Here is a 26,729-nt window from a genome sequence, read left to right on the forward strand (position 1 = left end):
CCGTCGCCTGCGAATGGCCCGGCGGACTCTTCCGTATTCGCCGCCGACCCGGGCGCGATTGTCGCGAGGATGACACACTTCGCCCGTGAGATTGATCGACAGCGACGGATATGGTGTGGAACTCACCATTGCCGGATATCAGTTTCCGGACCATATCGATCCGCGAATCCGGTACAGCTGGCTGGTGATCGCCGGTACCGCGAATTGCCCCGACGGGAATTGGTCCTTCCGCTGGCAGGCATTGAGTCTGGACGACACAGTCGAACTGGCGGACTGGCTACGCCGGATCGCGGCCGAGGCGGAACCGAGTGGTGCGCCCGCCGACGGTCCCGCCCGGCTCGCCTTCACCGAACCGAATCTGAGTTTCACGGCCACCCGTACCGGCGGTGAGATCGACATGCGGATCGGCCTGGATCTGGAGTTCTCCCCACCCTGGGACCGGCGGGCCACCGCGGGGTCGCCGTACATCGTCACGGCCCGCCTCGCGGCCGCCGATATCGCCACCGCCGCCAAGGACCTGGGCGCTGAAGTGGACAGCTACCTCCCGCCGGGTGGCAGCCTGCTCGGTCGCGCCCGCTGAGCGGCGCATACGGGTCGCGTTCGTGGCGGCTCCACGGGTGATATCGCCCACGTTGCGCCGGGTGGCGCGCGGGGCTTATGGCCGGGGGTGACCCGCGTCGGCTGCCGGCGTCCGCGAGGAGGCCCGGGAGAATCCGGATACCCTCGTTTCAGCAGGTGAAAGGGGGGTTAACTGGGTATGAAGGTTTGCTGGCCCACGTCGGCGCGGGCCCGGGACCCCGGTAACGGCCGTTCCGGGTCTGCTTGCTGCCGGAGTGCTGATCCGGTGACGCGCAAGCGCGACACACCCGTAGAATGTCGAGTGCCCCCACACCCGCCCGACCAGGGAGCGCACGGTGACCAACGCCGACCAACCGGCAGTCAGCAATCCCACCGCAACCGACGAGACCGAGAATCCGCCCCGCGAGGAATGCGGAGTCTTCGGAGTCTGGGCCCCGGGGGAGGACGTGGCCAAGCTCACCTACTACGGCCTCTATGCCCTGCAGCACCGCGGCCAGGAAGCCGCGGGAATCGCGGTCTCCGACGGATCGCAGGTGCTGGTCTTCAAGGATCTCGGCCTGGTCAGCCAGGTGTTCGACGAGCAGACCCTGGCCGCCATGCCGGGCCACGTCGCCGTCGGCCACTGCCGCTACTCCACCACGGGAGCCACCACCTGGGAGAACGCCCAGCCGATCTTCCGTACCACCGCCGTCGGTTCCGGGCTCGCGCTCGGCCACAACGGCAATCTGGTCAATACCGCCGAATTGGCCGACCGGGCACGTGAACTCGGTCTGGTCGCCGGCCCCGGCCGCCCCGGCGCCGTCTCGGCAACCTCGGACTCCGATGTGATGACCGCGCTGCTGGCGCACGCCTCCGCGGATTCGAGTATCGAGCAGGCCGCCATGGAGTTGCTGCCCACGGTGCGCGGCGCCTTCTGCCTGACCTTCATGGACGAACACACCCTCTACGCCGCCCGCGATCCGCACGGTGTCCGCCCGCTGGTGCTGGGCCGCCTGGAGCGTGGCTGGGTGGTCGCCAGCGAAACCGCCGCCCTCGATATCGTCGGCGCCTCTTTCGTCCGCGAGATCGAACCGGGCGAATTGCTCGCCATCGACGCCGAGGGCGTGCGTTCCTCCCGATTCGCCAATCCCGAACCCAAGGGCTGTGTTTTCGAGTACGTGTATCTGGCCCGTCCCGACAGCACCATCTCCGGGCGCTCGGTGCACGCCACCCGCGTCGACATCGGCCGCCGCCTCGCCGCCGAACACCCGATCGACGCCGATCTGGTGATCCCGGTCCCCGAATCCGGCACCCCCGCCGCGGTCGGCTACGCGCAGGGATCCGGCGTGCCCTACGGACAGGGCCTGATGAAGAACGCCTACGTCGGCCGCACCTTCATCCAGCCCAGCCAGACCATCCGCCAGCTCGGGATCCGGTTGAAACTCAACCCGCTGCGCGAAGTGATCCGTGGCAAACGCCTCATCGTCGTCGACGATTCGATCGTCCGCGGCAACACCCAGCGCGCCCTCATCCGGATGCTGCGCGAAGCCGGCGCCTTGGAGATCCACGTCCGGATCGCCTCCCCGCCGGTGAAATGGCCGTGCTTCTACGGGATCGATTTCGCTTCCCGCGCCGAGTTGGTCGCCAACAACGCCGGCACCGACCCCGACGGAATGCCTGCCGACCCGGAGGCGATGCACGACATGGTCGAGGGCGTCCGCCGCTCCATCGGAGCCGACACCCTCGGCTATATCTCGATCGACGGAATGGTCGCCGCCACCGAACAGCCCCGCACCCGCCTGTGCTGCGCCTGTTTCGACGGGAACTACCCGATCCCGCTTCCCACCGAAGCCGCGATCGGCAAGAACCTCCTGGAGTTCGGCGGGCGGTCCCAATCCCGCGTCCTCACCGAGAACGCCAACGCGAGCGCCCTCAGCCGGCCGTAGGGGGCTGTGTTTTTGGCGCGCTGGCGCGCGGGGGTTGAGGCCCCCTTGGTCTCCGCCCTTCAGGCCTCGGGACTCGCGGCTGCGCCGCATGCGATGTGCGGTGGGCCGTCCATAGAGGGTGACCTTTGAGCACCTTCGGCCAAGGGGCGAGACGGGCCTCGAAGCGCATGCGCCGCAGGCGCGAGTCCCGAGGCCGAAACGGCGAGACCAAGGGGGCCTCAACCCCGCGGCGCCGAAGGCGCCGCAGATAAACACAGCCCGGCCCCCCACGCTCCGGGGCGACGCCATAAACTCTGAGCAGGCAATTATCCGCGAATTCGGTTTGGAGCTTTCCCCGACAATGACTGAGCAGAACCCCACCGGTGCCGGTGCGTCCTATGCCGCAGCTGGAGTGGATATCGAGGCCGGTGACAGGGCTGTCGAGTTGTTCGCCCCGCTGGCGCGTAAGGCGAGCCGGCCCGAGGTGCAGGGCGGGATCGGTGGCTTCGCCGGATTGTTCGCGCTGAAGAAGAGCTATCGGGAGCCGCTGCTGGCTTCGTCGACCGATGGGGTCGGTACGAAGATCGCGGTGGCCCAGGCGCTGGACAAGCATGACACGCTGGGTCTGGACCTGGTGGCCATGGTCGTCGACGATCTGGTGGTGTGCGGGGCCGAGCCGTTGTTCCTGCAGGATTACATCGCGGTCGGCAAGGTGGTGCCGGAGCGGGTGGCCGAACTGGTGGCCGGTATCGCCGAGGGGTGTGTGCGGGCCGGTTGCGCGTTGCTGGGTGGTGAGACGGCCGAGCATCCGGGGATGATGGGTGCCCAGGACTACGATCTGTCGGCGACCGGTGTCGGTGTGGTCGAGGCCGATGATCTGCTGGGGCCCGATCGGGTGCGTCCGGGGGATGTCGTGATCGCGATGGGTTCGTCGGGTCTGCATTCCAACGGTTACAGTCTGGCGCGCAAGGTGCTGCTGGAGATCGACCGTATGGCGTTGACCGGGCATGTGGAGGAGTTCGGCCGCACCCTCGGTGAGGAGTTGCTGGAGCCGACCCGGATCTATGCCAAGGATTGCCTGGCGTTGATCGCCGAGACCGATGTGCGGACGTTCGCGCATATCACCGGTGGTGGTCTGGCCGCGAACCTGGCCCGGGTGCTGCCCGCCGGGCTGGTGGCCGAACTCGACCGCGGGACCTGGAATCCGGCGCCGGTGTTCAAGATGATCGCGCAGCGTGGCCGGGTGGACCGCGTGGAGATGGAGAAGACGTTCAATATGGGCGTCGGGATGGTCGCCGTGGTCGCGCCCGAGGATGTCGATCGCGCGCTGGCGGTGCTCACCGCGCGCCATATCGAGTGCTGGACGCTGGGCAGCGTGAAGAAGGCCAAGGATGTGGATGCGCCGCGGGCGGTTCTGCTCGGGGACCATCCGCGTTTCTGATCCGCGGTCCGGCCGGCGTGATCCGGCGGCCGGACCTTCCGGATTCCATTGATGTTCCGTGCGTCTGAATCCGCGCGTCCCGGTATCGCGACAGCGTGGTCCCCACGGCCCGCGGGTCAACGCGCAGCTATCGGTATTCCGGAGTCGTGCACTCGGAGCGCGAGCCCCAGCGCGGTGACCGGACTTCTCGGACTCGACTCCCGTCCGGTGGATGACAGATCGCCCACCGACTCTTGGTCGGAACCAACGCGATGATCCGCGTGCTACTCGGGTCGTACCGCCGGTTCACGTCGTCCACCGCCGGGCAAACCGGCGGAAAACGGCGCGAACCGGCGTAAACGACCGAAAGGGAGGCCTACGGGCCTCCCCGAGCGTATGCACCGTGATCAGCGGCGCCAGCTGTCGTAGTCGTCGTCCTCGTCCCACTTGGACAAGGATCTGTCCGCGTCGTGCTCATCCGACAGGACGCCACCGCGTGGGGTGTTGTCGCTACCGGAAAGCTCGCGCTGAAGGCTCGCGAAGTCGGTCGACGGCGAGCTGTACTTCAGCTCGCGCGCAACCTTGGTCTGCTTTGCCTTAGCCCGGCCACGGCCCATGGCTGACCCCCTCGCGTCACAGCGGGGCGGCCTGGGGATTGGTGGCGGCCCCGTTCGAATTAATATCTTCCTGACAGACACTTTAGCGCGTGTCCGGCCGTCGCGCTTCCACGAGTCGGCTATCCGCGGGATCGACCGACCGGTTTGCCGATGTTTCGCCGCTCAGTCCCCAGGCGGAACCGAGCCCGGTATGACCCGGATCACACCGACCCGGGTTCCCCCGCCGAGCACCGGCGGGGCCGCCAGCGCCGCCAATTCATCGGACCATCCGACGCCCATACGCTGCAGGATTGCCATGGTCAGCGGGATTCTGGCGCGGTCGGCGCCGTCGTCGATCTTGTAGGCGAAGGCGCTGCCGTCGGGTAACGCTCCGGCGTGCACGCCGTCGGCGCCGATCTTGCAGATCAGTTCGGGGACAGCGTTCATCGTCAGCAGATCGGGGCCGTTGGTGCCCGAAATCACCTGTGGATGCGCGCGGAGCGCCGTGGCGATCCGGCGTTCGGGTGTGCCGTCGGGGGCGGTGGCCAGGGTCGCGAAGGCACGCGCCAGATTCGTCAGTGAGACGGGGACGATGGGCAGGCCGCAGCCGTCGATGCCGAGATCGGTTTCCGGCTCACCGGTCGTCTCGATGATCTGGGCCAGCACGGCCTGCTGCAGCGGGTGGCCGACCTCGGTGTACCCGGTGACCGGCCAGCCGTTCACCGCGCAGGTCGCCAGCATGGCGGCATGTTTGCCCGAACAGTTCATATACCGCTTGGCGGGTTTCTCGCCGCGGTAGAGCACCCCGGCCCGGGTCCGCTCGTCGCCGGGCAGGTCCGGGGGACAGGCCAGATCGTCCTCGCCGAATCCGAAACGGCGCAGCAACCGCTCGACCAATTCGATGTGCTCGGGTTCGCCGGTGTGCGAGGCGGTCGCGATGGCCAGTTCCGCATCATCGAGGGGGGTGAAACCGTGTTTGAGCAGGGTGAGCGCCTGCAGCGGTTTATTGGTGGAGCGCGGATAGATCGGCACGTGCACCGAACCGGCCGCGAAGGTCGGTTCACCGTCGGGGCCGATGATCACGACCGAGCCCCGGTGCACACATTCCCGGAACCCCGAACGCACCACCTCGACCAGATCCACGCTCATCCGACCGTCTCCTGTTCCGGGGCCGGCTCGGCCGAGGCGGTACGACGGCGCGTGTGCCGGGCGATCTGTGCGCGGATCTCTTCGGAGATGGTGGGCTCGGCGGTGAGCAGCCGTTCGAGCCGTGCGGGGTCGGCACCGGTGAAGACATCGCGGACGGTGATGCCGTGCTCGGGCACGTGGACGAATTCGACCGGGTCGCCGGCGCCCACCTCGCCCTCGGTGAGGACCCGGAAATAGCATCCGGTGTTCGCCCGCAGGGCGAAACGGCGCACCCACTGCCGTTCCCCGGACCAGTGCCCGAAGGTGGCGCACGGCACCCGGGGTGCGCTCACCTCCAGTAGTGCGTCGCCGACGCGGCAGCGCGCGCCGAGCACGGCGTCGCTGAGCGGCAGCCCGGAGATACGCAGGTTCTCGCCGAACCACCCGGGTCCGAGGGTGCGGCCGAGTTCGGCCGACCAGGTCCGGGCGTCCTCCTCGGCATAGCCGTACACCGCCTGGTGGACGCCGCCGTGGTCGCGGGTGTTGCACACATGGTCGCCGGCGAGCCCGAGCCGCCCGGCGCGCACCCGGCCGGGTACCGGACGCTTGTCGATTGCGCTGCGCCCTACCCGCCCCGGCACCTCCAGGTCGGCATGGACGACACATGCGGCCAGCACCCGGCCGATGGCACCGACGTGCACAGCTGTCTCCTCTCGGCTCGTCGTCCGGCGCCGCTCAGCGGCCACGGAGCCGTTCGACGGCGCGACGCCCGGCCTGCGGGGCATCGTCGGCGATCACCGAATCGGGGTCGATGGCCGCGGCGGTGCCGCCCACGGTCAGCCGGGTGTCGGCGGGGACGGATCGCTTTATCAGGGCGAGCGCGACCGGGCCCAGTTCGTAGTGGTCGATCGTGGTGCCGAGGACGCCCACGGCACGGTTACCGGCCTCGACCGGTTCGCCGGGAGCGGGTCGCTCGTCGGCGGAGCCGTCCAGATGCAGCAGGACCAGCCGGCGCGGCGGTTTGCCGAGATTGTGGACCCGGGCCACGGTTTCCTGGCCGCGATAGCAGCCCTTGTTCAGGTGGACGGCCCCGTATTCGTCGGGCCCGCCGATCCAGTTCACCTCGTGCGGGATGGTTCGGTCGTCGGTGTCGAGGCCGATCCGGGGCCGCACGGCGGCCACCCGCAGCGCCTCGTAGGCCCAGGAGCCGGCCGGTTCGGCACCGGCGGCCGTGAGTTCGTTCCACCGTGACATGAGTTGTTCGCGGGGCAGGACGAGGTCGAAGGAGTCCGCGGTCGGCCAGGGCATCCGGCGCAGGAAACCGCCGCCCGGGACCGCGACCGCCTCGTAGGTATCGGGCAGCCGGTCGAGGCCGAGTACGCCGGTCAGGGTCGCGACCTCCGGACCGAGCAGGCTCAGGACGGCGTGATCGGCCGCTTCCCGCGGCTGCGCGTCGGCCCAGAACACCATTTTGGTGAGGAAGTCCAGCAGGCCGGGACCCCGGTCGCCCTCGGTGTCGATCCACACCGTCGCGTCCAGTTCGGTGAGCACGAAATGGTTCAGTACCCGGCCGTTGAGGTCGAGATCCAGGTTCTCCGCCGAGCGGCCCTCGCCCAGGTCGGCGATGTGCTGGCTGGTGATGGTGTGCAGCCAGCTCAGTCGTTCGGCGCCGGTGACGGTGAGTACGAAACGGTGGGAGCGATCCACGATGGCCACGCGTTCGATCGCGGCGCGTTGTTCGCCGAGCGGATCGCCGTAATGCCAGGGAACGGACTCGTCCGGCGAGCCGGGCGGGGCCGCGACGGCTCCCGGTACTGCGAGGACAGGGCTGGGTGCGGCGAGCACGGACACAGCTTCCACTCTAGGAGCAGATCACCCTGTCGTGCATCAGCGGGGGGTTGACCAGGCGATTCGCCGCGGGTCAGTCTTCGGGGCGTACCGGGACCAGCGGCAACCAGCGACCGATCTCGGCGGCCCGGCTACCGGAGGCATCCACCGCGCCCGCGGCGACGGCCGCCGCGAATTCCTGGAGGCCGGTCGCCAGCAGCAGCCACGTCCGCGCATCGGTCTCCACCACGTTGGGCGGAGTGCCGCGGGTGTGCCGGGGGCCTTCGATGCACTGCACCGCGACGAAGGGCGGGACCCGCACCTCCACCGAATGTCCGGGAGCGGCCGCGGCCAGGGCTCGCGCCGTCCCGCGAACCGCCGCCGCCAGCTCCGCCCGGGGCGGGGCCGGATGGTTCTCGTCGAGCAGCCATTCCCGGACCGCGGTCACCGCGGCTCGCACCACGCCGGGGTCGATTTCCGTCCGTCGCGCCATTGCCCGACCTTAGCCAGCGCCACCCGCATGATCGAAATGGTGGACCCTGGGCGGATGCTGCGGTATCGGCGTCCGGGGAATCGGCCGACATTGTCCGAGCAGCCCGGATTTCTGTCCGTCATAGTGAGCGGTGTTGGCCTACGCTCGTGCCATGGTGGATCGAGTTCTTGTAACACTCGACGGCGAGGTCCGCGATGCGGACCAGCCGTTGTTGTATGCCGACGATATCGGCGTCCTGCGTGGCGACGGAATTTTCGAAACGGCTCTGGTCCGCGGTGGCACGGTCTGCGCGCTCGATTTTCATCTGGCCCGGCTGCGCCGCTCCGCCCAGGCGCTCGATCTACCCGAGCCCGACCTGGCCCGGTGGCGCAGTGCGATCGAAACTGCGGCCAAGGAATGGGGCAGCGAAGAAGAAGGGGTCATGCGCCTGGTGCTGACCCGCGGTCGGGAGGGCGCGCTCGGCAGCCCCAAGGCGGGGTTGCGCTCCGGGGAGTTGTCCGAGGCGGTTCCGGTCCCGACGACCTTCGTCATGGTGACAGGGCTGGCCGACCGGGTGGCGGCGGCGAGAACCGAGGGCGTCGCGGTGGTCACCTTGACCCGGGGTATCTCGATCGACCTCGCCCAGGCGGCGCCCTGGCAATTGCTCGGCGCGAAAACGCTGTCCTACGCGACCAATATGGCCGCGCTGCGGTTCGCCGCCCGGATGGGCGCCGACGATGTCATTTTCACAAGTACCGAGCACCGTGTACTGGAGGGCCCGCGTTCCACGGTGGTGATCGCCCGGGACAAACAGCTGATCACGCCGCCGGCGAAGAACGGTGTGCTGCCGGGGATCACCCAGCGGGCGTTGTACGCCGAGGCCGAACGCCGCGGTTACGACTGCCGTTACGAACCGCTGTTCACCGCCGACCTGTTCGACTGCGACAGCATCTGGATGCTCAGCAGTGTGACGCTCGCCGCACGGGTCAATTCCCTTGACGGCGTACGGATGTCGGCGACGGAGTCGGTTTCGGAGATCATCGAGATGGTCGATCGGGGGATCGAACGGGCCGGGACCATCGCCGATTGGTGATCGCGGGCGCCGCCGCGTGGCCGGACCGTTTCCGGTGTGACCGGAACCGTTGCCGGACCGTGCACGTATTGCCGAGTGCGTCGTGTCCGCCGACACATTGATCGGGCCGGGGCGACGCGTAGTCTGGGTCTACGACACGTCGTAGTAACAGGAGGCTCGGTGTGGACGCTCTGGATGTCTCGCGATGGCAATTCGGCATCACGACCGTCTACCACTTCTTGTTCGTACCCCTGACGATCGGCCTCGCGCCGCTCGTCGCGGGAATGCAGACGGCCTGGGTCGTCACCGGCAAGGAGCACTGGTACCGGCTCACCAAATTCTTCGGGAAACTCTTCCTCATCAATTTCGCGCTGGGCGTCGCCACCGGAATCGTGCAGGAATTCCAGTTCGGAATGAACTGGAGCGAATACTCCCGATTCGTCGGCGACGTATTCGGCGCACCGCTGGCACTGGAAGGCCTCGTGGCCTTCTTCATGGAATCCACATTCATCGGACTGTGGATATTCGGCTGGTCGCGGCTGCCCAAACTCGTCCATCTCGGCACCATCTGGATGGTGGCGATCGGCGTCAACGCCTCCGCGTACTTCATCATCGCGGCCAATTCCTTCATGCAGCACCCGGTGGGTGCCCGGTACAACCCGGAGACCGGGCGTGCCGAACTGTCCAGCATCACCGAACTGCTCACCAACAACACCGCGCTGGCCGCCTTCCCTCACGTGGTCGCGGGATCGTTCCTCACCGCGGGCACCTTCGTCGCCGGAATCGCGGGCTGGTGGATGGTCCGCAAGGCGCGCAGCGGCGATACCGGTGAACTCGCCGAGGCGCGCACCGTGTGGCGCCCGGCGGCCCGGGTCTCATTGCTGGTGGTGGTGGTCGCCGGCCTCGCGCTGGTCTACACCGGCGACGTCCAGGGCAAGCTGATGTTCGAGCAGCAGCCCATGAAGATGGCCTCGGCGGAATCGCTGTGCCATACCGAGACCGACCCGGACTTCTCGATCCTCACGGTCGGCACGCACAACAACTGTGACAGCGTCACCCATGTGCTCGAGGTGCCGTTCGTGCTGCCCTGGCTGGCGGAGGGCAAGTTCACCGGGGTGGAGCTGGAGGGCGTCGTCGACCTGCAGCGCGCCTACAACGAGAAATTCGGGCCCGGCGACTACCGGCCCAACCTCTTCGTCACCTACTGGTCGTTCCGCGCCATGATCGGCCTCGCCGCCGGTTCCGCCCTGCTGGTCTTCGCCGGACTCTGGATGACCAGGCGCGGCCGGGTTCCGCATCAGCGCTGGTTCTCGTGGCTGAGCCTGCTCGCCATCCCGACCCCGTTCCTGGCCAACGCGGCCGGCTGGGTGTTCACCGAGATGGGCCGCCAGCCCTGGGTCGTGGTGCCCAACCCGACCGGTGACCAGGATCTGCGGCTGATGGTGCAGCAGGGCGTCTCCGATCACGCGGCCGCGACGGTATGGGTCTCGCTCATCACCTTCACGGTGGTCTACGGGCTGCTGGCCGTCGTGTGGTTCTACCTCATGCGGCGCTATGTGCTCGAGGGGCCGGAACGGCCGGCGGGCGAAACCGCGGCCGAGCCCGCGGAGAAACTCGTCGCCGAACAGCTTTCGTTCGCCTACTAGGAGCCGGGTATGGGACTGCAGGAATTCTGGTTCGTACTGATCGGGGTGCTCTTCACCGGGTATTTCGTGCTCGAGGGTTTCGATTTCGGAGTCGGCATGCTCATGCCGATCCTCGGCCGGGGCTCCGATACCCGCCGCCGCGTGGTACTGAACACCATCGGCCCGGTGTGGGACGGCAACGAGGTCTGGCTGATCACCGCCGGTGGCGCGCTGTTCGCCGCGTTCCCGGAGTGGTACGCGAGCATGTTCTCCGGTTTCTATCTGGCGTTGCTGCTGCTCCTGGTGGCATTGATCCTGCGCATCTGCGCGATCGAATACCGGGGCAAGATCGACGATCCGCGCTGGCGGGCGCGCTGCGACCTCGGTATCGGAATCGGTTCCTGGGTGCCCGCGCTGGCCTGGGGCTGGGTATTCGCCAATATCGTGCGCGGTGTGCCACTGGACGCCGACAAACAGTTCACCGGCGCCTTCGGCGAACTGTTCGGTCCGTACGCGCTCCTGGGCGCGCTCACCACCGGGCTGCTGTTCGCTTTGCACGGGGCGGTGTTCCTGGCGCTGAAAACCGCCGGCGAAGTCCGCGACGACGCGCACCGCGCCGCCCGGCTGCTGCTGGTGCCCACGGCCCTGGTCGTCGCCGGCTTCGGCCTGTGGACCCAGTTCGCCTACGGATCCGCCTGGACCTGGATTCCGCTGGCGCTGGCCGTGTTCGGGTTGCTCGGCGGCGCCGCGGCGCTGCTGGCCGGGCGCGACGGATGGTCCTTCACCGGGACCGCGCTCACGGTGCTGGCCGCCACCGCGCTGCTGTTCGGCGCGCTGTTCCCGGATGTGCTGCCCTCCACGATCGACCCGGCGTTCAACCTGACCGTGGACAACGCCTCCTCGACCCCGTACACGCTGAAGGTGATGAGCTGGGCCGCGGTGATCGTGACCCCGGTGGTGCTGGGTTACCAGGCCTGGACCTACTGGGTGTTCCGGAAACGCATTAGTGTCGAACACATCCCACCCGGAATCGGACTTCCACCCCGCGTTGTAACCGAGGAGTGAGCCAATGGCCCGCCCGCCCGTGGACCCTCGCCTGTGGCGGTACGCGCGTTCGGCGCGGCGCTATCTCGCACTGAGCGTCGCCCTGTCGCTGGTGACTACGGTCAGCATCGCCTGCGCGGCCGTGCTGCTGGGGCGGGTGCTGGCCGGGGTGATCACCGACCCGGGCCGCCGCTCCCTCGGCTCGTGGACCACGGAACTGGTGCTGCTCGCACTCGCGCTCGGCGGGCGGGTACTGGCGGCGTGGTGGCAGTCGCGGATCGCGCACCGGGCCGGCGCCCGGGTCGTCACCGAACTCGAACAGGCGGTCCTCGCCGCGGGCGCCGGACTCCCGCCCCGGGAACTCGAAAGGCGGCGGACCGAGCTAGCGGTCGTGGTGGGCAGCGGCCTCAACGGTTTGCGTGCCTACCTGACCGGCTATGTGCCCGCACTGCTGCTCGCGGTCCTCGTACCCCCGGTGATACTGACGGTGATCGCCGTCCACGACCTCACCTCGGCGGTGATCGTGGTGATCACCCTGCCACTGATCCCGATATTCATGGTCCTCATCGGCCTGCTCACCGAGGGCCGGGCCCGGGAGACACTCGCGGCCACCACGCGGCTCTCGGATCAACTCCTGGACCTGTTCGCCGGTATGCCCACCCTGCGTGCCCTCGGCCGGGAGACAGGTGAGGCGACCGATATCCCCGGACGCACGATGAGCGGCCGCGTCCGGGAACTCGGCGAAACGCTGCACCGCCGCACCATGGCCGCACTGCGGATCGCGTTCCTGTCCTCGATGGTGCTCGAATTGCTGGCCACCCTGTCGGTCGCGCTGGTGGCGGTGGCGATCGGGATGCGCCTGGTGCACGGCGATATGAGCCTCTACGCCGGAATCGTCGCCCTGGTCCTCGCCCCGGAGGTCTACCTGCCGCTGCGGACCGTGGGGGAACGTTTCCATGCCGCACAGGACGGTATGGCGGCGGCCGATAGGGCTTTCGCTGTGCTGGACCCCGCGGCCGGAGACACCGCGGATGCGATCGCCGCGCCGGACGCACAGAGCGAGAAAACACGCTTCCGGACCGGGGCGATCGCGGCCTCCGATACGGCGGCGCCCACGGCTTCCGGCACCGTGGCGACCCCGGTTTCCGGCACGGCGGTACCCCCGGCTTCCGGGACAGCGGCTCGCCAGGTTTCCGGCACGGCGGTGACCTCGGGTTCCGGGACAGCGGCGAGCCGGGATCCGGGCACGGCGACGAGCCCGGCCTCCGGTACCGCGGTGACCGGCACGGCGGCTGGCGTGACCTCGGCTTCCGGCGCCGTGGCGACCCCGCCTTCCGGCGGTGCGGTGAACGTCGACGGAACACGGCACCACCGGGCCGGCTCCCCGGGCGAGGGCGTCGTCGAACTGTGTGACCTGACAGTCGATTCCAGGGACGGTGCGGCGCCGGACGGTTTGCACGCCGTATTCCGCCCCGGCGCCGTCACCGCGCTGACCGGGCCGAACGGCTCGGGGAAATCGACCGCGCTGCAGGCGATCCTGGGGTTGATCGAACCCACCCGCGGGGCGGTGCTCGCCGACGGCGTCGATATCCGGGAGATCCCGGCCGAACAGTGGTGGGCGCGGCTGGCCTGGCTCCCGCAGCGGCCGGTACTGGTCCCGGGAACCCTCCGGGAAAATCTCGAGCTGCTCGGTGCCACCGTGGCCGGACCGGCGCGCCGCGGCCCGGCCCGGGTGCTCAGCGAACTGGACGCCGCCTGTGCCGTAACCGGTTTCGATGCCGTGCTCGAGGCGCTGCCCGCCGGATGGGATACCGTGGTCGGGTCCGGGGGGATCGGACTATCCCTCGGCCAACGGCAGCGGCTCGCGCTGACCCGGGTACTGGCCGCGGATCGCCCGATCCTGTTGTTGGACGAACCGACCGCCCATCTGGACGCCGACAGCGAAGTCGCGGTGGCGGCGGCCCTCACCACACTGGCGCGTACCGGCGCGACCGTGGTCGTGGTCGCCCACCGACCGGCCCTACTGTCCGCAGCCGACGAGATCGTCGCGGTACCGACGACCTGCCCCCGAATGTTGCGATGAGCTCTCGAACCGAAACCACCCGTCCTCCGCACCGCCGGTCCCGCGCGGGCCGCCGCCGGGCCCGGATGCGGCTGCTGCTGCGCGATACCCACCAGATGTGGGATCTGTTGGAGGTGTCCCGCCGGCGGCTGGCGTTCGCGACCGGGTGGGGCGTGCTGGCCCTGGGCAGTGCGCTGGGTCTCGCCGCGCTCGCTGCCTGGCTGATCGCCCGGGCCTGGCAGATGCCGCCGGTACTGGACCTCACCGTCGCGGTGGTCGCGGTGCGGGCACTGGGTATATCGCGCGGTGTCTGCCGGTATCTGGAGCGGCTCGCCACCCACGACGTCGCCTTGCGCTCGATGACCGCCGCCCGCACCTCGGTGTACCGGGCCCTGGCCCGCGCGCCCCTGTGGCTGACCCGCCGCGCCGATATCCCCGCAATCGCGGCGGGCGGGCCCACCGCCCCCACCGCGCCGGGTGGCCCCGGGGTGCCCGGCCGGCTGCGGCGCGGGGATGTGCTGGTGCGGGTCGGCACCGATATCGACGATCTCGGGGCGGTGGTGGTCCGGACTTTCGTCCCGGTCGCGGTGGCGCTGGTGCTGGCAGTGGCGGCAGTGGGGTTACTGGCCTGCATTTCGCCACCGGCCGCCGGGGTGCTGGCAGCGGCACTGGCCTTCTCCGGAATCGTCGCGCCCTGGATGTCGGCTCGCGCCGCGGCCGCCGCCGAACGGTCGGCGCGCGCGGATCGCGCCGAATTCGCCGCGCACGCCCTCACCGTGCTCGACCATGCCGCGGAACTGCGGGTCGCCGGGAGGCTGGAGTCCGCGCTGGACACCGCGGCGGCGGCGAACCGGCGGGCGCTGGCCGCCGAGGACCGGGCCGCGGGCCGCAATGCCTGGGCGGCGGCGGCGATACCGCTGGCCACCGGCGTGACCGTGCTCGCCGCCCTGCTCATCGGCATCATCGTCTACGGTCCCGGCGGGGGTACGCCGGGCGCGATGACCCCGATGGCGCTGGCCGTACTGGTGCTGCTCCCGCTGTCCGCCTTCGAGGCGACCGGCCCGCTGCCGGCCGCCGCCCAAACCGTCACCGTCGCGCGGGCCGCCCTGCACCGATTGCGGGCGGTATCGCCCGACCACCGCCCGGAGCCCCTCGAAAAGGACGACGAACCCGCCGCGGGCCCCACCGGCGGAGCGCCGCGGGTCACCGGCACCCGCAAACGGTTCGGTACCGGCGGCTACCCGCATCCGTTCCCCTACGCCGACAGCCGCGCCGACGGAGTCGTCATCGGCTGGGTGGGCGATGGGCAGTGGCAGATCCCGGAACGTCCGCAGGCATCCCGGGTCGTGGTGGTCGGGCCCAGTGGTGCCGGGAAAACCACCCTGCTGATGGCCTGGGCCGGTCTTTTCGACGATCCGGACGACCAGGTGCGGTTCTTCGCCGAGGACGCCCATCTGTTCGGTACCAGCGTGCTGGAGAACCTGCGGGTGGCCCGCGGCGATCTCGACGCCGCGACCGCCGAGCGGGCGCTGCGGACGGTCGGCCTGGGGGACTGGCTGGCCGGCTTGCCCGACGGCGTGCACACCGACCTGCCGGGCGGGGCCGCCGCGGTCTCGGGCGGTCAGCGCCGCCGCATCCTTCTCGCCCGAGCCCTGGTGTCGCCCGCCCGTGCGCTCCTGTTGGACGAACCCACCGAACACCTCGACGCCGTGGCCGGCGCACAGCTTTTGCGGGATCTGCTCGATATCGACAGCGGCCTGGTCGCGGCCGACCGCGATGTGGTGGTGGTCACACATCAGCTACCGGCCGGGCACCGCGCCGGCCTGGTGATCACCGTCGATGAATCGGGCCAGGTCCGGGCCGCTTTCGCCGACGGGAAAGCGACCCGTTACGCCCTCGACGAAATTCCGTTGCCGACTACCACCGGTGGTGGCTAAGTTCGGAGTTACACAAGGAAGGAGGTGATCCCAAGAATGGAAATTCTCAGGACGCGTGAGGTGGCTGCCAGCTGAGCGCTGTAGCCGGCTGTCCTTTCGGATTCCGATCGCTACAGAGCTGAGCGAATCCACGGCAGCCACCCGGCCCCCGAGTCCCCGATCCGTCCGATCGGGATCGGCCGCGAGACCCACCGGTATTCACACCACGGGCCCGCGCCGATACGGCTCGGGGGTCGTTCTGTATCCGGGGACCCCCGCGGCGCCGGGGTCAGCCGATATAGCGCTGCAGCCGTGCGGACAGGCGCGGCTGCAGCGGACCATCGGCCACCACACGCTCCTCCACATAGGCCAGATCGCCGCCCTCGACGATTCCGTACAGACGTTTGGCGCCGCCCACCACCGCGCCGGTCTGGCTGCGGATCACCACATCGGTGGCCAGTTCCCAGGAGGCCTGGGTGAGTGCGGTGCCGTAGAAGAGTTCGACGATTCCGGTGCTGTGGGTGAGCAGCAGTTCCAGCACCTCGTCGCTGCCGTCGATCCCGACCCGCCAGAATCCGGTCTCACGCAGGTCCGGTCCGCCGTAGCTGCCGTCGGATTCGACGAACCAGGACCGCGAATCCCAGCTCAGATAGTCGCCGCCGTCGTGGGAGACCACGATCTGCTGCCCGAAGCGATAGTCCCCGCGCTCGGGGTTGTTGCCCTCACCCTCACCGCGCCAGACGCCGACCATCGGCAGCAGCGCCAGCATGGCCGGATTCAGGTCCGGGCCGAGGCGTAGATTCGCCGTATCGTCGGGAAGCGGGAGGTCCGGAAGCACCGGGATGTTGCGGCCGGCGGTCGCCTTGGCGCGTTCGACCGCGTCGGCCACCGCCCGGTCGCCGCTCAGCGACGACGGAGCATCGGCCGGACGGCCGTTACCGTTCTGGCCGTGGGTATCGGCCGGAGGCCTTCCGTTGCTGTTGTCGCTCGCTCGCTCGGCCGGATCGGAACCTTCGCTCGCGAGACCGCTCATGATTCGGTGAACAGCCGGTAGAAGACGTACAGGCCGAACCATCCGATGAGGATCGATACGGCGATCAGCAGAATCTCGAAGAAGAGGACCACAGACCGATTCTATTGCCCCGCCTCCGCCGGGGCGGGACGGGGCCCTCGTGACTCCGGCCACGACTGCCGATCATTCGAGGTGGGCAAAGGGATCGCGTGGTCGTGCGCCGTGAACGGTCCCGGATGGGCGCACCGCGCGGTCGATACCCGCGTGTCGCCCCCTCCGGGATGGACTGCGGCACGCGCTCCGGGCCCGATCTGGATTGCCGCCTTCGATAGTGCGCGGCAGCGGCGTGTTCGGTGAAGTAGCGGGCGGGAAACGGAACGGCCCGGGATACACCCTGCGAGAGGGCGTATCCCGGGCCGTGCGGTCCCGTCCTACTTCGAGACGGCGACGTCCAGGTTGTGGATGCCCGGGCCGTCGGGGCGGAGTTCGGCCGTGCCGTTGCCCGCCGAGGAGAGCGCGCGCAGCGTCCAGGTGCCCGGCGCCGCGAAGAAACGGAAGTCACCGGTGCCCGAGGCGACGACCTCGGCGGTGAAATCCCCGTTACCGTCCAGCAGTCGCACGAAGGCGCCCGCCACCGGCTCGCCGTCCGTGGCCAGAACCCGGCCGGTGATGACCGTTTCCTTCTCCACATCGACCCCGGCCGGAATGGCCTGGCCCTGGGTAGGTGCTGCACACATGCTGGTTATTCTCCCAACTCGATAGGGGCGCCGATGAGCGAGCCGTATTCGGTCCAGCTGCCATCGTAGTTCTTGACGTTCTGGTGCCCGAGCAGCTCCTGCAGCACGAACCAGGTGTGCGAGGAACGCTCGCCGATACGGCAGTAGGCGATGGTTTCTTTGCTGCCGTCCAGGCCGGCCGAATTGTAGAGCTCGGCGAGTTCGGCGTCGGAACGGAAGGTGCCGTCCTCGTTGGCGGCCTTGCTCCACGGTACGTTGATCGCGCCGGGGATGTGGCCGGGGCGCTGGCTCTGCTCCTGCGGCAGGTGCGCGGGGGCCAGGATCTTGCCCGAGAACTCGTCGGGGGAGCGCACATCGACCAGGTTCTTGGTGCCGATGGCCGCGATGACCTCGTCGCGGAAGGCGCGGATGGTGTTGTCCGGCTGCGCGGCCTTGTACTGGGTGGCCGGGCGGCTCACCGTGTCGCTGGACAGCGGGCGCCCGTCGAGCTCCCACTTCTTGCGGCCGCCGTCGATCAGCTTGACGTTGTTGTGGCCGTACAGCTTGAAGTACCAGTAGGCGTAGGCGGCGAACCAGTTGTTGTTGCCGCCGTACAGGACCACCTCGTCGTCGTTGGCGATGCCGCGCTCCGAGAGCAGTGCGGAGAACTGCTCCTGGTTCACGAAATCACGACGGACCGGATCCTGCAGGTCCTTCTTCCAGTCGAGCCGCACGGCGCCCTCGATGTGTCCGCCTTCGTAGGCGGTGGTGTCCTCGTCGACCTCGACGAAGACGACGCCGGGGGTCTTGAGGTTCTCTTCGGCCCAGTCGACGGAGACCAGGACATCGGAGCGAGCCATGTTTTCCCTTTCAGTGGTGACAGCGGATCGGTGTTCAGTTCGATGCGGGGGATTCGGACGGGGTGTTCGGGCGTAGCCGGGTGACCAGCGGATACAACTTGCAGCCGAGGCAGATGCCGAACGCGGCGTTGAGGAACGCCGCGAACAGGGCGAACCCGGCGAACAGCGCGCCCACGGCGGTGCTGCCGAGAAGGAAGCCCAGCAGGCTCACCGCGGCGAACACGAAGCCGAGCAACTGAGCGAATCGTAACGGGGCGGTCGGTTCGGTCTCGGCGACCGGGCCCAGCCGGGGCGCGACGAAGCGCGCGTAGATCAGGCCGTACGGGTGCCGGCGCGGCCCGAGCCGCGCACCGAGCGCGAATACCAGCGTCTGGACGGCGACCAGCACGGTGGCGGCGACCGGAGCGAACGCGGCGAGCAGCAGGATCAGGACCAGAACGCCGGTGGTGACCCAGGCGACGAAACGGGGACCGCGAATATCGACTCGGTTCGCGACGGTGGTGATAGTGGACATGAACAAAGCTCCTGCGCTCGAACTTTTCGGCGGAATTCGGCCGGTTCGCCGGGGGATGAAATCGCTCGCGCGGACGAACCGTGGTCGGCGTCAGGAAAGAAGACCCGACCGCTCAGCGGCACAGGCAGCAACAACCACCGAGGCGGCACAGGTCGACTGTGCGGCGACGGGTGAGCATCAGCTCGCGGTGGTTTTGCACACCGGGCAGTCTACCCAATTACTTCGCGGTGCCAATGGGTAGGGGTCCGCTCCTGGTCGGGGGCCTTACCGGATGGCGTCCGCCGTCCAGGGAGCGGCGGTCGCCGAGCGCCTACAGTGCTGTGAGCCTCTCCAGGCCAGTGGAGGTGCACGACAGCAGCATGCACCTTCGGTCTATTCCGGATGGTCTGCCTCAGTGGTCGGGGCCCGCCCCCGATTCTGGACCGACGCAGCGACTGAGCGGAGGAGGGAAGAATTGGGGTCACAGGGCCTCGACCCGCGCGCCGGAGGCGCGCAAATAGATACAGCTCAGCCGGCGGTCGAACCGGCCGTCAGCGGGGTGAGGGCACTGCGCAGATCGCTGGTCTTGGGCACACCGGAGATCCGGAACCGTTCCCGGCCCTCGGCGTCGAATACGAAGGTGGTCGGCAGCGACAGCACATTGAGGGCCCTGGCCAGCGCCGGGTCGGCGTCGATATCGATTTCGATATCACGCGGCGGCTGCGGGGAATCGGCCAGATCACCGGTGGCGTCGGCGACGACCCGGCGTACCGCCGCGCAGGGGCCGCACCAGTCGGCGGAGAAATGCAATACCGCGGGCCCCGACCCGGTCACGCCGGCGGCGACGAGCAGATCGTCGCGCGCGCCGGTGTCGCGGTCCAAGGTGGCCGGGGCCGATCGCATCGCGCCCTCGCGCCGGCGCAGGTACAGGCCGACGGCCAGCCCGGCCAGCAGCATTACCGCCAGAATGGTGATCTCGATCATGGGCGCCGCAATCTGTTCAAATCGATCGTCACATCGCTACCCCGGCCCTCGACCACGATATGGCCGCCCAGGGCGGTCACCTCGGTGGGTCGGATACCGAACGGCAGTTCCTTCGTATCGATGGTACGGGTGAACATCGCCAGCACCGCCGGGATGTCGGCGTCGTCGACGACCGGCTCGGAGGGGACCGGTGAGATCTCCTCCGAGTACAGGCCGGTCGCCACGATCCGCACCTGATCGCCGTCGAGCAGCAGATCGGCCGCGACGCTCACCCGTTCCCCGGCGAAACTCGCGCCCTGCTGCCCGCTCGGCGCGGACGGCAGCGTTCCGGTCAGCACCAGCGCGCCCGCCGTGGTCATCCCCGACCCGCCCGAGCCGCCGGTGCCGTCGGATTTGTCCGCCGGCCGGGAATGAACCTCCAGATCCGGGATGCCGAACAGGCGGCCCAGTTCGGTGGGTGCGACCCGCATCCGGACGTCGACCCGATCCACCGGCACGTTGCGCACCCGGCCGTCGACCAGATCGCCGAGCGGCAGGTTCATCCCCAGCAGCGTGGCCTCCAGCCCGATCTCGCCGGGGATATCGGGCCGGACACTGTCGGCCTTGATCTCGATATTGTCGTAGCGGCCGTCGAACGCCTGCCGCAGGAACGGGAAACCGTGGAAAGTGACCTCGGGGTCGGCGCTGAGATCGGCGCCGACCTTCAGCGACCGCGATACGCGGTACTCCGAATATGCGGCCGCACCGAAATCGACGAGCACTGCCAGGCCCGCCAGGCACAGCAGTCCGATGATCAGCTTCCGCATGGCATGCACCCTAGTGGACGCGCCCGGTACGGGCTTCGTGCCGGTGGGCGGGGGCGGCTCGGTCCGCGTCGACCCGGAATACGAGGTCATCGGGTTCGACGCGCTAATCTTGCAGCGATTACATATGGATGAGCAACGTGGCGACGGCGACGAAGCTGGCTTTCGCGTAGCTACGAGATGGGAGGAGTGCTTGTGGAGCTGCTCCTGCTGACTTCCGACCCCGACCACGAATCGGTACTGCCCTCGCTGTCGCTGCTCGCGCACAATGTGCGGCCCGCGCCCACCGAGGTGGCGTCGCTACTGGAGGCTGGTACCGCCGATATCGCGCTGGTGGACGCGCGCTCGGATCTGGCGGCCGCTCGTGGGCTGTGCCGCCTCCTCGGCAGCACGGGCTCGTCGGTCCCCGTGGTCGCCGTGCTCACCGAGGGCGGGCTGGTCGCGGTGAATGCCGACTGGGGTCTCGACGATATTCTCCTGCCCAGTACCGGGCCCGCGGAGCTGGATGCCCGGCTCCGCCTGCTCGTCGGCCGGACGGGGGGGTCGGCCAGCCCGGAGAACTCCGGGAAGATCACCCTCGGTGAGCTGGTGATCGACGAGGGCACCTATACCGCGCGGCTGCGCGGGCGCCCGCTCGACCTGACCTATAAGGAATTCGAACTGCTGAAGTACCTCGCTCAGCACGCCGGCCGGGTCTTCACCCGCGCCCAGCTGCTGCAGGAGGTGTGGGGTTACGACTTCTTCGGCGGTACCCGAACCGTCGATGTGCACGTCCGGCGGTTGCGGGCGAAGCTGGGCAGTGAGTACGAGTCGTTGATCGGTACCGTACGCAATGTCGGGTACAAGGCGGTGCGTCCCGCCCGGTCGAACAACAAGAGCGACTCCGATGCCCGGTCCGCGGGCGGCGACAAGGACGGAACCGAAGAGGATTCGATGACACCGGTCAACGGCACGGTCCAGTGAGCCCGGCCGATATGGGTGAGTACGAACTGCAGTGGCACGAGCTTCCCTCCGCCGCCCGTGCCGGCCAGGTGAGTGCCCTGCTCGACGCCGCGGCGACCGCCGACGGCGTCGCGCCGGTTTCCGAACAGGTCCGGCTGGGCCTGCGCCGCGAATCGCCGGCCCGCCACCTGCTGGCCGTGGCGGGAGACGAGGTGGCCGGGTACGCGAGTCTGACTCCGGCGCACGGCGAGCACCCCGCCATGGCCGAGGCGGCGGTGGCCCCGGGATGGCGGGGGCGCGGGATCGGGGGCGATCTGGTGGCGGCCGTGCTGGCCGGGGGTGGGCCGGAGGCCCGGATCTGGGCGCACGGGAAGCTGCCCGCCGCGGAGGCGGTGGCGCGGCGGCTGGGGCTGTCGGCCGCGCGGGAGCTCTGGCAGATGCGCCGCCCGCTGGCAACTTCTGAGCTACCGGCTGTCGAGGTGCCCGACGGGCTGGTGGTCCGCACCTATCGCGGCCCGGCCGACGACGCCGAGCTCCTCCGGGTCAACAACGCGGCTTTCGATTGGCACCCTGAGCAGGGCGGCTGGTCCGCCCGCGAATTGGAAGAGCGCCGTGCCGAATCGTGGTTCGATCCGGCCGGGCTCTTCCTGGCCTTCGATGCGCAGGAGCCGCGGCGGTTGCTCGGATTCCACTGGACCAAGGTTCATCGCGACGAGGATCCTCCGGCCGGTGAGGTGTACGTGGTCGGGATCGATCCGGCTGCCCAGGGGCGTGGACTCGGCCGGCTGCTCACTTTGATCGGCCTGCACCACCTCCGCGATGCGGGGCTGGGCGAGGTTCTGCTGTACACCGAGGCGGACAACACGGCCGCGGTCCGCACCTATCGCGGGCTGGATTTCGCCCCGGCGCATATCGATATCGCCTACTCGATACCGGCCTGAGACCACGGAACCGGAGGGTTACCACCCGGGGTGCGACTCTTACGTCCGGGCGCTGGAATGCCGCGTTCCGGTATGCGCGGAGTAACAACGCGGCAAACATCACACATATCGGACGTGTTCGCGCCGCCCTGTTCACCTTCCGTTCACTTGCCCTGGTCCAGCTGTCCACCGACGCGCCCTAGTTTGATTCTGGGCGGCATTGGGTCGCCTGGTGTGCAAGTTCCCCCGCGAACGGCCGCACCACGACACGCGCCCGGGCCGGTGAGGGACCGGGCGAGTAGGACGTATCCGGAGGACTGGAGTGAAGTTCAAGCGCAGCAGCGCCCTCGTCGGCGTGATCGCGGCCGTGACCCTGCCGCTGGCCGCCTGCGGTAGCGACGACAATGCGTCCTCGACCGGAGTCGAGGCCAACGCCGACGTCGCCTGCGGTGGCAAGGAGGCCCTCAAGGCCAGCGGCTCCTCGGCGCAGAAGAACGCCGTCGAGCGTTTCACCGCCGCCTTCGAGACCAACTGCGACGGCCAGACCCTCAACTACACCTCGAGCGGTTCCGGCGCGGGCGTCAAGGAATTCCTCGGCGGCCAGACCGATTTCGCCGGTAGCGACTCGCCGCTCAGCGAGAAGAAGGGCGAGCCCGCCGCGGCCGCCGAGCGTTGCGCTTCCCCCGCGTGGAACCTGCCGACCGTGTTCGGCCCGATCGCCATCACCTACAACATCGACGGCGTCACCGATCTCGCGCTCGACGGCCCGACCGTGGCCAAGATCTTCAACGGCACCGTCAAGACCTGGAACGCCCCCGAGATCCAGGCGCTCAACGAGGGCAAGCAGCTGCCCGCCGAGCCGATCAAGGTCGTGTACCGGTCCGATGAGTCCGGCACCACCGACAACCTCCAGCTCTACTTGGACGCCGCGTCCGAGGGCGCGTGGGGCAAGGGCGCCGGCAAGGTCTTCAACGGCGGCGTCGGCGAGGGCACCCAGGGCAACGAGGGCACCTCGGCCGCGGTGAAGAACACCAAGAACTCGATCTCCTACAACGAGTGGTCGTTCGCCAAGTCGCAGAATCTGTCCGTGGCCCGGATCATCACCTCCGCCGGCCCCGAACCGGTCGAGCTGACCTCGGAGACCGCCGGTAAGGCGATCAATGGCGTGAAGATCAAGGGCGAGGGCAACGACCTGGTGCTCGACACCTCGTCGTTCTACAAGCCCACCGAGGCCGGCTCCTACCCGATCATCCTGCCGACCTATGAGATCGTGTGCTCGAAGTACGCCGACGGGGCGACCGCGACCGCTGTCAAGGCATTCCTGACCTCCGCCGTCACCAACGGCCAGGACGGTCTGGCGGACAACGGTTACGTGCCGATCCCGGAGGAGTTCAAGACCAAGCTGACCACGGCGATCAACGCCATCTCCTGATAGCGCGAATATGACAGTCAACCCAGAGGTAGCCTCGGCAGGCTCGTCCAGCGCGACGGGCCTGCCGAAGGCAGGAGTCCCCGCATCAATGTCGAGCCATCCGAGCAAGCCGCCGCTAGGCGGTGAAAGTCGCGGTCATGGCAGGCGGGCCGAGTTGGTGTTCAAATCGCTGGCGACCACCGCCGCGGCGATCATCGTGGCCTCCATCGCGCTGATCGCACTGTTCCTGCTGATTCGTGCGGTGCCTTCGCTCCGGGCTGACGAGGTGAACTTCTTCACCAGCGCGGAGTTCAACACCGGTGACGCGGACAATCTCCGCTTCGGTATCCGTGACCTGTTCATGGTGACGGTGTTGAGCTCCGCGTTCGCTCTGGTCATCGCGGTGCCGATCGGTGTCGGCATCGCGCTGTTCCTCACCCGCTACGCGCCGAAGCGGCTCGCCCGCCCGTTCTCCATGCTGACCGATCTGCTGGCCGCGGTGCCCTCGATCGTGTACGGCCTGTGGGGCCTGCTGGTGCTGGCGGAGTATCTGAAACCGATCCAGGAGTTCCTCAACGGCAACCTCGGCTGGTTCTTCCTGTTCTCCGACGGCAATGTCTCGATCGGTGGCGGTGGCACCATCTTCACCGCCGGCGTGGTGCTGGCGGTGATGATCCTGCCGATCATCACCTCGGTCTCGCGTGAGGTCTTCGCGCTGACCCCGCCGGCGCATATCGAGGCGGCCCAGGCACTCGGCGCGACCAAATGGGAGGTCGTGCGGATGACCGTCCTGCCCTACGGCCGCAGCGGTGTGATCGCCGGTTCCATGCTCGGCCTGGGTCGCGCGCTCGGTGAGACCATCGCGGTCCTGCTCATCCTGAAGATCTCGGCCACTCCGGGCACCTGGTCGCTGTTCGACGGCGGCTTCACCTTCGCGTCCAAGATCGCCTCGGCCGCGGCCGAATTCAGCGCGCCGCTGCCGACCGGCGCCTATATCGCGGCGGGCTTCGTGCTCTTCGCGCTGACCTTCGTCGTGAACGCGCTGGCCCGGCTCGCGGCAGGCGGAAAGGTGAACGGCTGATGACCACCACCACGACCAGCCTCGAAAAGCCGATCAAGGCGCCGACCTTCCGGGATGTGAGCACGGCCCGCAAGATCAAGAACAACATCGCGACCGCGGTGTTCGCGCTGTGCTTCCTCGTCGCCCTCATCCCGCTCGGCTGGGTGCTGTGGATGGTGGTCAGCAACGGTATCGGCGTCGTCATGTCGCTCGACTGGTGGCAGAACTCGCAGAAGGGCGTGCTGCCCGATCAGACCGGCGGCGGTGTGTACCACGCCATCTACGGCACCATCGTGCAGTCGGCGGTGGCGGCGGTCATCGCCGTACCGCTCGGCATCATGGCGGCGGTCTATCTGATCGAATACGGCACCGGCCGGTTCGCCAAGGTGACCACCTTCATGGTCGATATCCTCGCCGGTGTCCCCTCCATCGTCGCGGCGCTGTTCATCTTCGCGCTCTGGATCGCGACCCTGGGTTTCCCGCAGAGCTCGTTCGCCGTGGCGCTGGCCCTGGTGCTGCTGATGCTGCCGGTGGTCGTCCGCAATACCGAGGAAATGCTCAAACTCGTCCCGGACGAGCTGCGTGAAGCCTCCTACGCCCTTGGCATCCCGAAGTGGAAGACGATCGTGCGGATCGTCATCCCGACCGCCCTGCCCGGGATGATCTCCGGGATCCTGCTCGCACTGGCGCGTGTGATGGGCGAGACGGCGCCCGTGCTGGTGCTGGTCGGCTACAGCAAGGCGATCAATATGAACATCTTCGACGGCAATATGGCCTCGCTGCCGCTGCTGATCTTCCAGGAATTGAAGAGCGCCGAGGATGCGGGCAGACAGCGGGTGTGGGGTGCCGCGCTGACGCTGATCCTCATGATCGCGGTGCTCTACCTGGCGGCCGCGGCTGTCAACAAGCTCCTCACGCGGAACCGATAAGGGCGGAAACGGAAAACAGATGGCCAAGCGGATCGACATCAAAGACCTGAACATCTTCTACGGCAAGTTCCACGCCGTCGCCGATGTGGCGCTCAACGTCTTGCCGCGCAGTGTGACCGCCTTCATCGGTCCGTCGGGTTGCGGTAAGTCCACTGTGCTGCGGTCGCTGAACCGTATGCACGAGGTGACCCCGAACGCCAGTGTCTCGGGCTCGGTCATGCTCGACGGTGAGGACATCTACGCCTCGCAGGTGGACCCGGTCGGCGTGCGCCGCACCATCGGCATGGTGTTCCAGCGGCCGAACCCGTTCCCCACCATGTCCATTCGCGACAATGTGGTGGCCGGCCTCAAACTGCAGGGTGTGCGCAACAAGGGCGAACTCGACGAGGTCGCCGAGCGCTCGCTGCGCGGCGCGAACCTGTGGAACGAGGTGAAGGATCGCCTGGACAAGCCCGGTGGCGGCCTCTCCGGCGGTCAGCAGCAGCGTCTGTGCATCGCGCGCGCCATCGCGGTGTCACCGGATGTGCTGCTGATGGACGAGCCCTGTTCGGCCCTGGACCCGATCTCCACGCTGGCGATCGAGGACCTGATCACCGAGCTGAAGAAGGAATACACGATCGTCATCGTCACCCACAATATGCAGCAGGCGGCGCGGGTGAGCGATAAGACCGGCTTCTTCAATCTCGAGGCCCAGGGCAAACCGGGCCGGCTGGTGGAGATCGACGATACCGAGAAGATCTTCTCGAACCCGGGCGAGAAGGCCACCGAGGATTACATCTCCGGCCGTTTCGGCTGAGCCACCGGCGACGCCGACGACGAGAAGCCCGCGGGAACGACTCCCGCGGGCTTCTCTGTCTACGTCGTACCGGCCGGAGCCCCTCGGGTCGCCGCCGAACCCGCAACTGCCGCTGCACTGCCCGCGTCACGTGAGTCGAAACGAGTTGTTGTTTCTTT

At 68.5% G+C, this 26,729-nt stretch carries 25 protein-coding genes; 14 read left to right on the forward strand and 11 right to left on the reverse strand.

The genetic code is table 11. The features are described from left to right. Nucleotides 1-85 precede the first annotated feature (85 nt). From IG75_RS37410 to purM, 3 genes are all read left to right on the forward strand, one after another. Nucleotides 86-580 (forward strand): WapI family immunity protein, encoded by a 495-nt coding sequence (locus IG75_RS37410; RefSeq protein ID WP_156059015.1) that lies wholly within the window; start codon nt 86-88, stop codon nt 578-580. A gap of 334 nt (nt 581-914) precedes the next feature. Next, nucleotides 915-2,504, forward strand: a complete 1,590-nt coding sequence (purF, locus tag IG75_RS0118295) for an amidophosphoribosyltransferase (protein ID WP_030522859.1) — start codon at nt 915-917, stop codon at nt 2,502-2,504. Between the two features lie 340 nt (nt 2,505-2,844). After that, nucleotides 2,845-3,924: a phosphoribosylformylglycinamidine cyclo-ligase gene (gene purM, locus IG75_RS0118300; protein WP_030522858.1), complete on the forward strand. Its 1,080-nt coding sequence runs from the start codon at nt 2,845-2,847 to the stop codon at nt 3,922-3,924. 386 nt (nt 3,925-4,310) lie between these two features. Here purM and IG75_RS0118310 read toward each other — a convergent pair whose 3' ends face one another. From IG75_RS0118310 to IG75_RS0118330, 5 genes are all read right to left on the reverse strand, one after another. Further along, nucleotides 4,311-4,520: a DUF3073 domain-containing protein gene (locus IG75_RS0118310; protein ID WP_030522857.1), complete on the reverse strand. Its 210-nt coding sequence runs from the start codon at nt 4,518-4,520 to the stop codon at nt 4,311-4,313. A 162-nt stretch (nt 4,521-4,682) separates the two neighbouring features. Next, complete coding sequence (locus tag IG75_RS0118315) at nt 4,683-5,648, reverse strand: asparaginase (RefSeq protein ID WP_030522856.1); 966 nt, start codon at nt 5,646-5,648, stop codon at nt 4,683-4,685. Further along, nucleotides 5,645-6,328 (reverse strand): MOSC domain-containing protein, encoded by a 684-nt coding sequence (locus IG75_RS0118320; protein WP_030522855.1) that lies wholly within the window; start codon nt 6,326-6,328, stop codon nt 5,645-5,647. Before IG75_RS0118320 ends, IG75_RS0118315 begins: the two co-directional genes overlap by 4 nt. A 34-nt stretch (nt 6,329-6,362) precedes the next feature. Continuing rightward, nucleotides 6,363-7,478, reverse strand: a complete 1,116-nt coding sequence (ygfZ, locus tag IG75_RS0118325) for a CAF17-like 4Fe-4S cluster assembly/insertion protein YgfZ (RefSeq protein WP_030522854.1) — start codon at nt 7,476-7,478, stop codon at nt 6,363-6,365. Between the two features lie 70 nt (nt 7,479-7,548). Next, complete coding sequence (locus IG75_RS0118330) at nt 7,549-7,947, reverse strand: sterol carrier family protein (protein ID WP_030522853.1); 399 nt, start codon at nt 7,945-7,947, stop codon at nt 7,549-7,551. Nucleotides 7,948-8,098: 151 nt separating this feature from the next. Here IG75_RS0118330 and IG75_RS0118335 point away from each other — a divergent pair, with 151 nt between their 5' ends. From IG75_RS0118335 to cydC, 5 genes are all read left to right on the forward strand, one after another. Next, on the forward strand, nt 8,099-9,019 hold the full coding sequence (locus IG75_RS0118335; protein WP_030522852.1) for an aminodeoxychorismate lyase: 921 nt from the start codon (nt 8,099-8,101) through the stop codon (nt 9,017-9,019). Nucleotides 9,020-9,180: 161 nt separating this feature from the next. Further along, entirely contained in the window at nt 9,181-10,644 is a 1,464-nt protein-coding gene (locus tag IG75_RS0118340; protein ID WP_030522851.1) for a cytochrome ubiquinol oxidase subunit I, read from the forward strand. A gap of 9 nt (nt 10,645-10,653) precedes the next feature. Then, the gene (gene cydB, locus IG75_RS0118345; RefSeq protein ID WP_030522850.1) at nt 10,654-11,688 is read left to right on the forward strand and encodes a cytochrome d ubiquinol oxidase subunit II; all 1,035 of its coding nucleotides are present in this window, start codon (nt 10,654-10,656) and stop codon (nt 11,686-11,688) included. A gap of 4 nt (nt 11,689-11,692) precedes the next feature. Continuing rightward, complete coding sequence (locus tag IG75_RS0118350; RefSeq protein WP_030522849.1) at nt 11,693-13,750, forward strand: ATP-binding cassette domain-containing protein; 2,058 nt, start codon at nt 11,693-11,695, stop codon at nt 13,748-13,750. 65 nt (nt 13,751-13,815) lie between these two features. Beyond that, a complete protein-coding gene (gene cydC, locus IG75_RS0118355) occupies nt 13,816-15,666 on the forward strand; it encodes a thiol reductant ABC exporter subunit CydC (RefSeq protein WP_030522848.1) in 1,851 nt (616 codons plus the stop codon). 268 nt (nt 15,667-15,934) lie between these two features. Here cydC and IG75_RS0118360 read toward each other — a convergent pair whose 3' ends face one another. The 6 genes from IG75_RS0118360 to IG75_RS0118395 form a co-directional block, all read right to left on the reverse strand. After that, complete coding sequence (locus tag IG75_RS0118360) at nt 15,935-16,678, reverse strand: heme-binding beta-barrel domain-containing protein (RefSeq protein ID WP_030522847.1); 744 nt, start codon at nt 16,676-16,678, stop codon at nt 15,935-15,937. Nucleotides 16,679-17,088: 410 nt separating this feature from the next. Continuing rightward, the gene (locus tag IG75_RS0118370) at nt 17,089-17,394 is read right to left on the reverse strand and encodes a DUF1416 domain-containing protein (protein WP_030522845.1); all 306 of its coding nucleotides are present in this window, start codon (nt 17,392-17,394) and stop codon (nt 17,089-17,091) included. Nucleotides 17,395-17,399: 5 nt separating this feature from the next. Beyond that, a complete protein-coding gene (locus IG75_RS0118375) occupies nt 17,400-18,233 on the reverse strand; it encodes a sulfurtransferase (RefSeq protein WP_030522844.1) in 834 nt (277 codons plus the stop codon). Between the two features lie 34 nt (nt 18,234-18,267). Then, complete coding sequence (locus IG75_RS0118380; protein ID WP_030522843.1) at nt 18,268-18,747, reverse strand: DUF4395 domain-containing protein; 480 nt, start codon at nt 18,745-18,747, stop codon at nt 18,268-18,270. A 507-nt stretch (nt 18,748-19,254) separates the two neighbouring features. Continuing rightward, a complete protein-coding gene (locus IG75_RS0118390) occupies nt 19,255-19,710 on the reverse strand; it encodes a thioredoxin family protein (RefSeq protein ID WP_030522842.1) in 456 nt (151 codons plus the stop codon). Then, the gene (locus tag IG75_RS0118395; RefSeq protein ID WP_030522841.1) at nt 19,707-20,516 is read right to left on the reverse strand and encodes an LmeA family phospholipid-binding protein; all 810 of its coding nucleotides are present in this window, start codon (nt 20,514-20,516) and stop codon (nt 19,707-19,709) included. Before IG75_RS0118395 ends, IG75_RS0118390 begins: the two co-directional genes overlap by 4 nt. A gap of 192 nt (nt 20,517-20,708) precedes the next feature. On the opposite strand from IG75_RS0118395, the gene IG75_RS0118405 reads away from it, so the two are divergent. From IG75_RS0118405 to pstB, 6 genes are all read left to right on the forward strand, one after another. After that, on the forward strand, nt 20,709-21,476 hold the full coding sequence (locus IG75_RS0118405) for a winged helix-turn-helix transcriptional regulator (RefSeq protein WP_030522839.1): 768 nt from the start codon (nt 20,709-20,711) through the stop codon (nt 21,474-21,476). An 11-nt stretch (nt 21,477-21,487) separates the two neighbouring features. Then, a complete protein-coding gene (mshD, locus tag IG75_RS0118410) occupies nt 21,488-22,396 on the forward strand; it encodes a mycothiol synthase (RefSeq protein WP_030522838.1) in 909 nt (302 codons plus the stop codon). A 301-nt stretch (nt 22,397-22,697) separates the two neighbouring features. Further along, the gene (gene pstS / locus IG75_RS0118415) at nt 22,698-23,807 is read left to right on the forward strand and encodes a phosphate ABC transporter substrate-binding protein PstS (protein ID WP_030522837.1); all 1,110 of its coding nucleotides are present in this window, start codon (nt 22,698-22,700) and stop codon (nt 23,805-23,807) included. 88 nt (nt 23,808-23,895) lie between these two features. Further along, nucleotides 23,896-24,867, forward strand: a complete 972-nt coding sequence (gene pstC / locus IG75_RS0118420) for a phosphate ABC transporter permease subunit PstC (protein WP_030522836.1) — start codon at nt 23,896-23,898, stop codon at nt 24,865-24,867. Beyond that, complete coding sequence (gene pstA, locus IG75_RS0118425; RefSeq protein ID WP_030522835.1) at nt 24,867-25,775, forward strand: phosphate ABC transporter permease PstA; 909 nt, start codon at nt 24,867-24,869, stop codon at nt 25,773-25,775. Before pstC ends, pstA begins: the two co-directional genes overlap by 1 nt. A gap of 19 nt (nt 25,776-25,794) precedes the next feature. Further along, the gene (gene pstB / locus IG75_RS0118430; RefSeq protein WP_030522834.1) at nt 25,795-26,571 is read left to right on the forward strand and encodes a phosphate ABC transporter ATP-binding protein PstB; all 777 of its coding nucleotides are present in this window, start codon (nt 25,795-25,797) and stop codon (nt 26,569-26,571) included. The last annotated feature ends 158 nt before the right edge of the window (nt 26,572-26,729 follow it).

This window comes from Nocardia rhamnosiphila NBRC 108938 (assembly GCF_000720425.1).
GTDB lineage: Bacteria > Actinomycetota > Actinomycetes > Mycobacteriales > Mycobacteriaceae > Nocardia > Nocardia rhamnosiphila.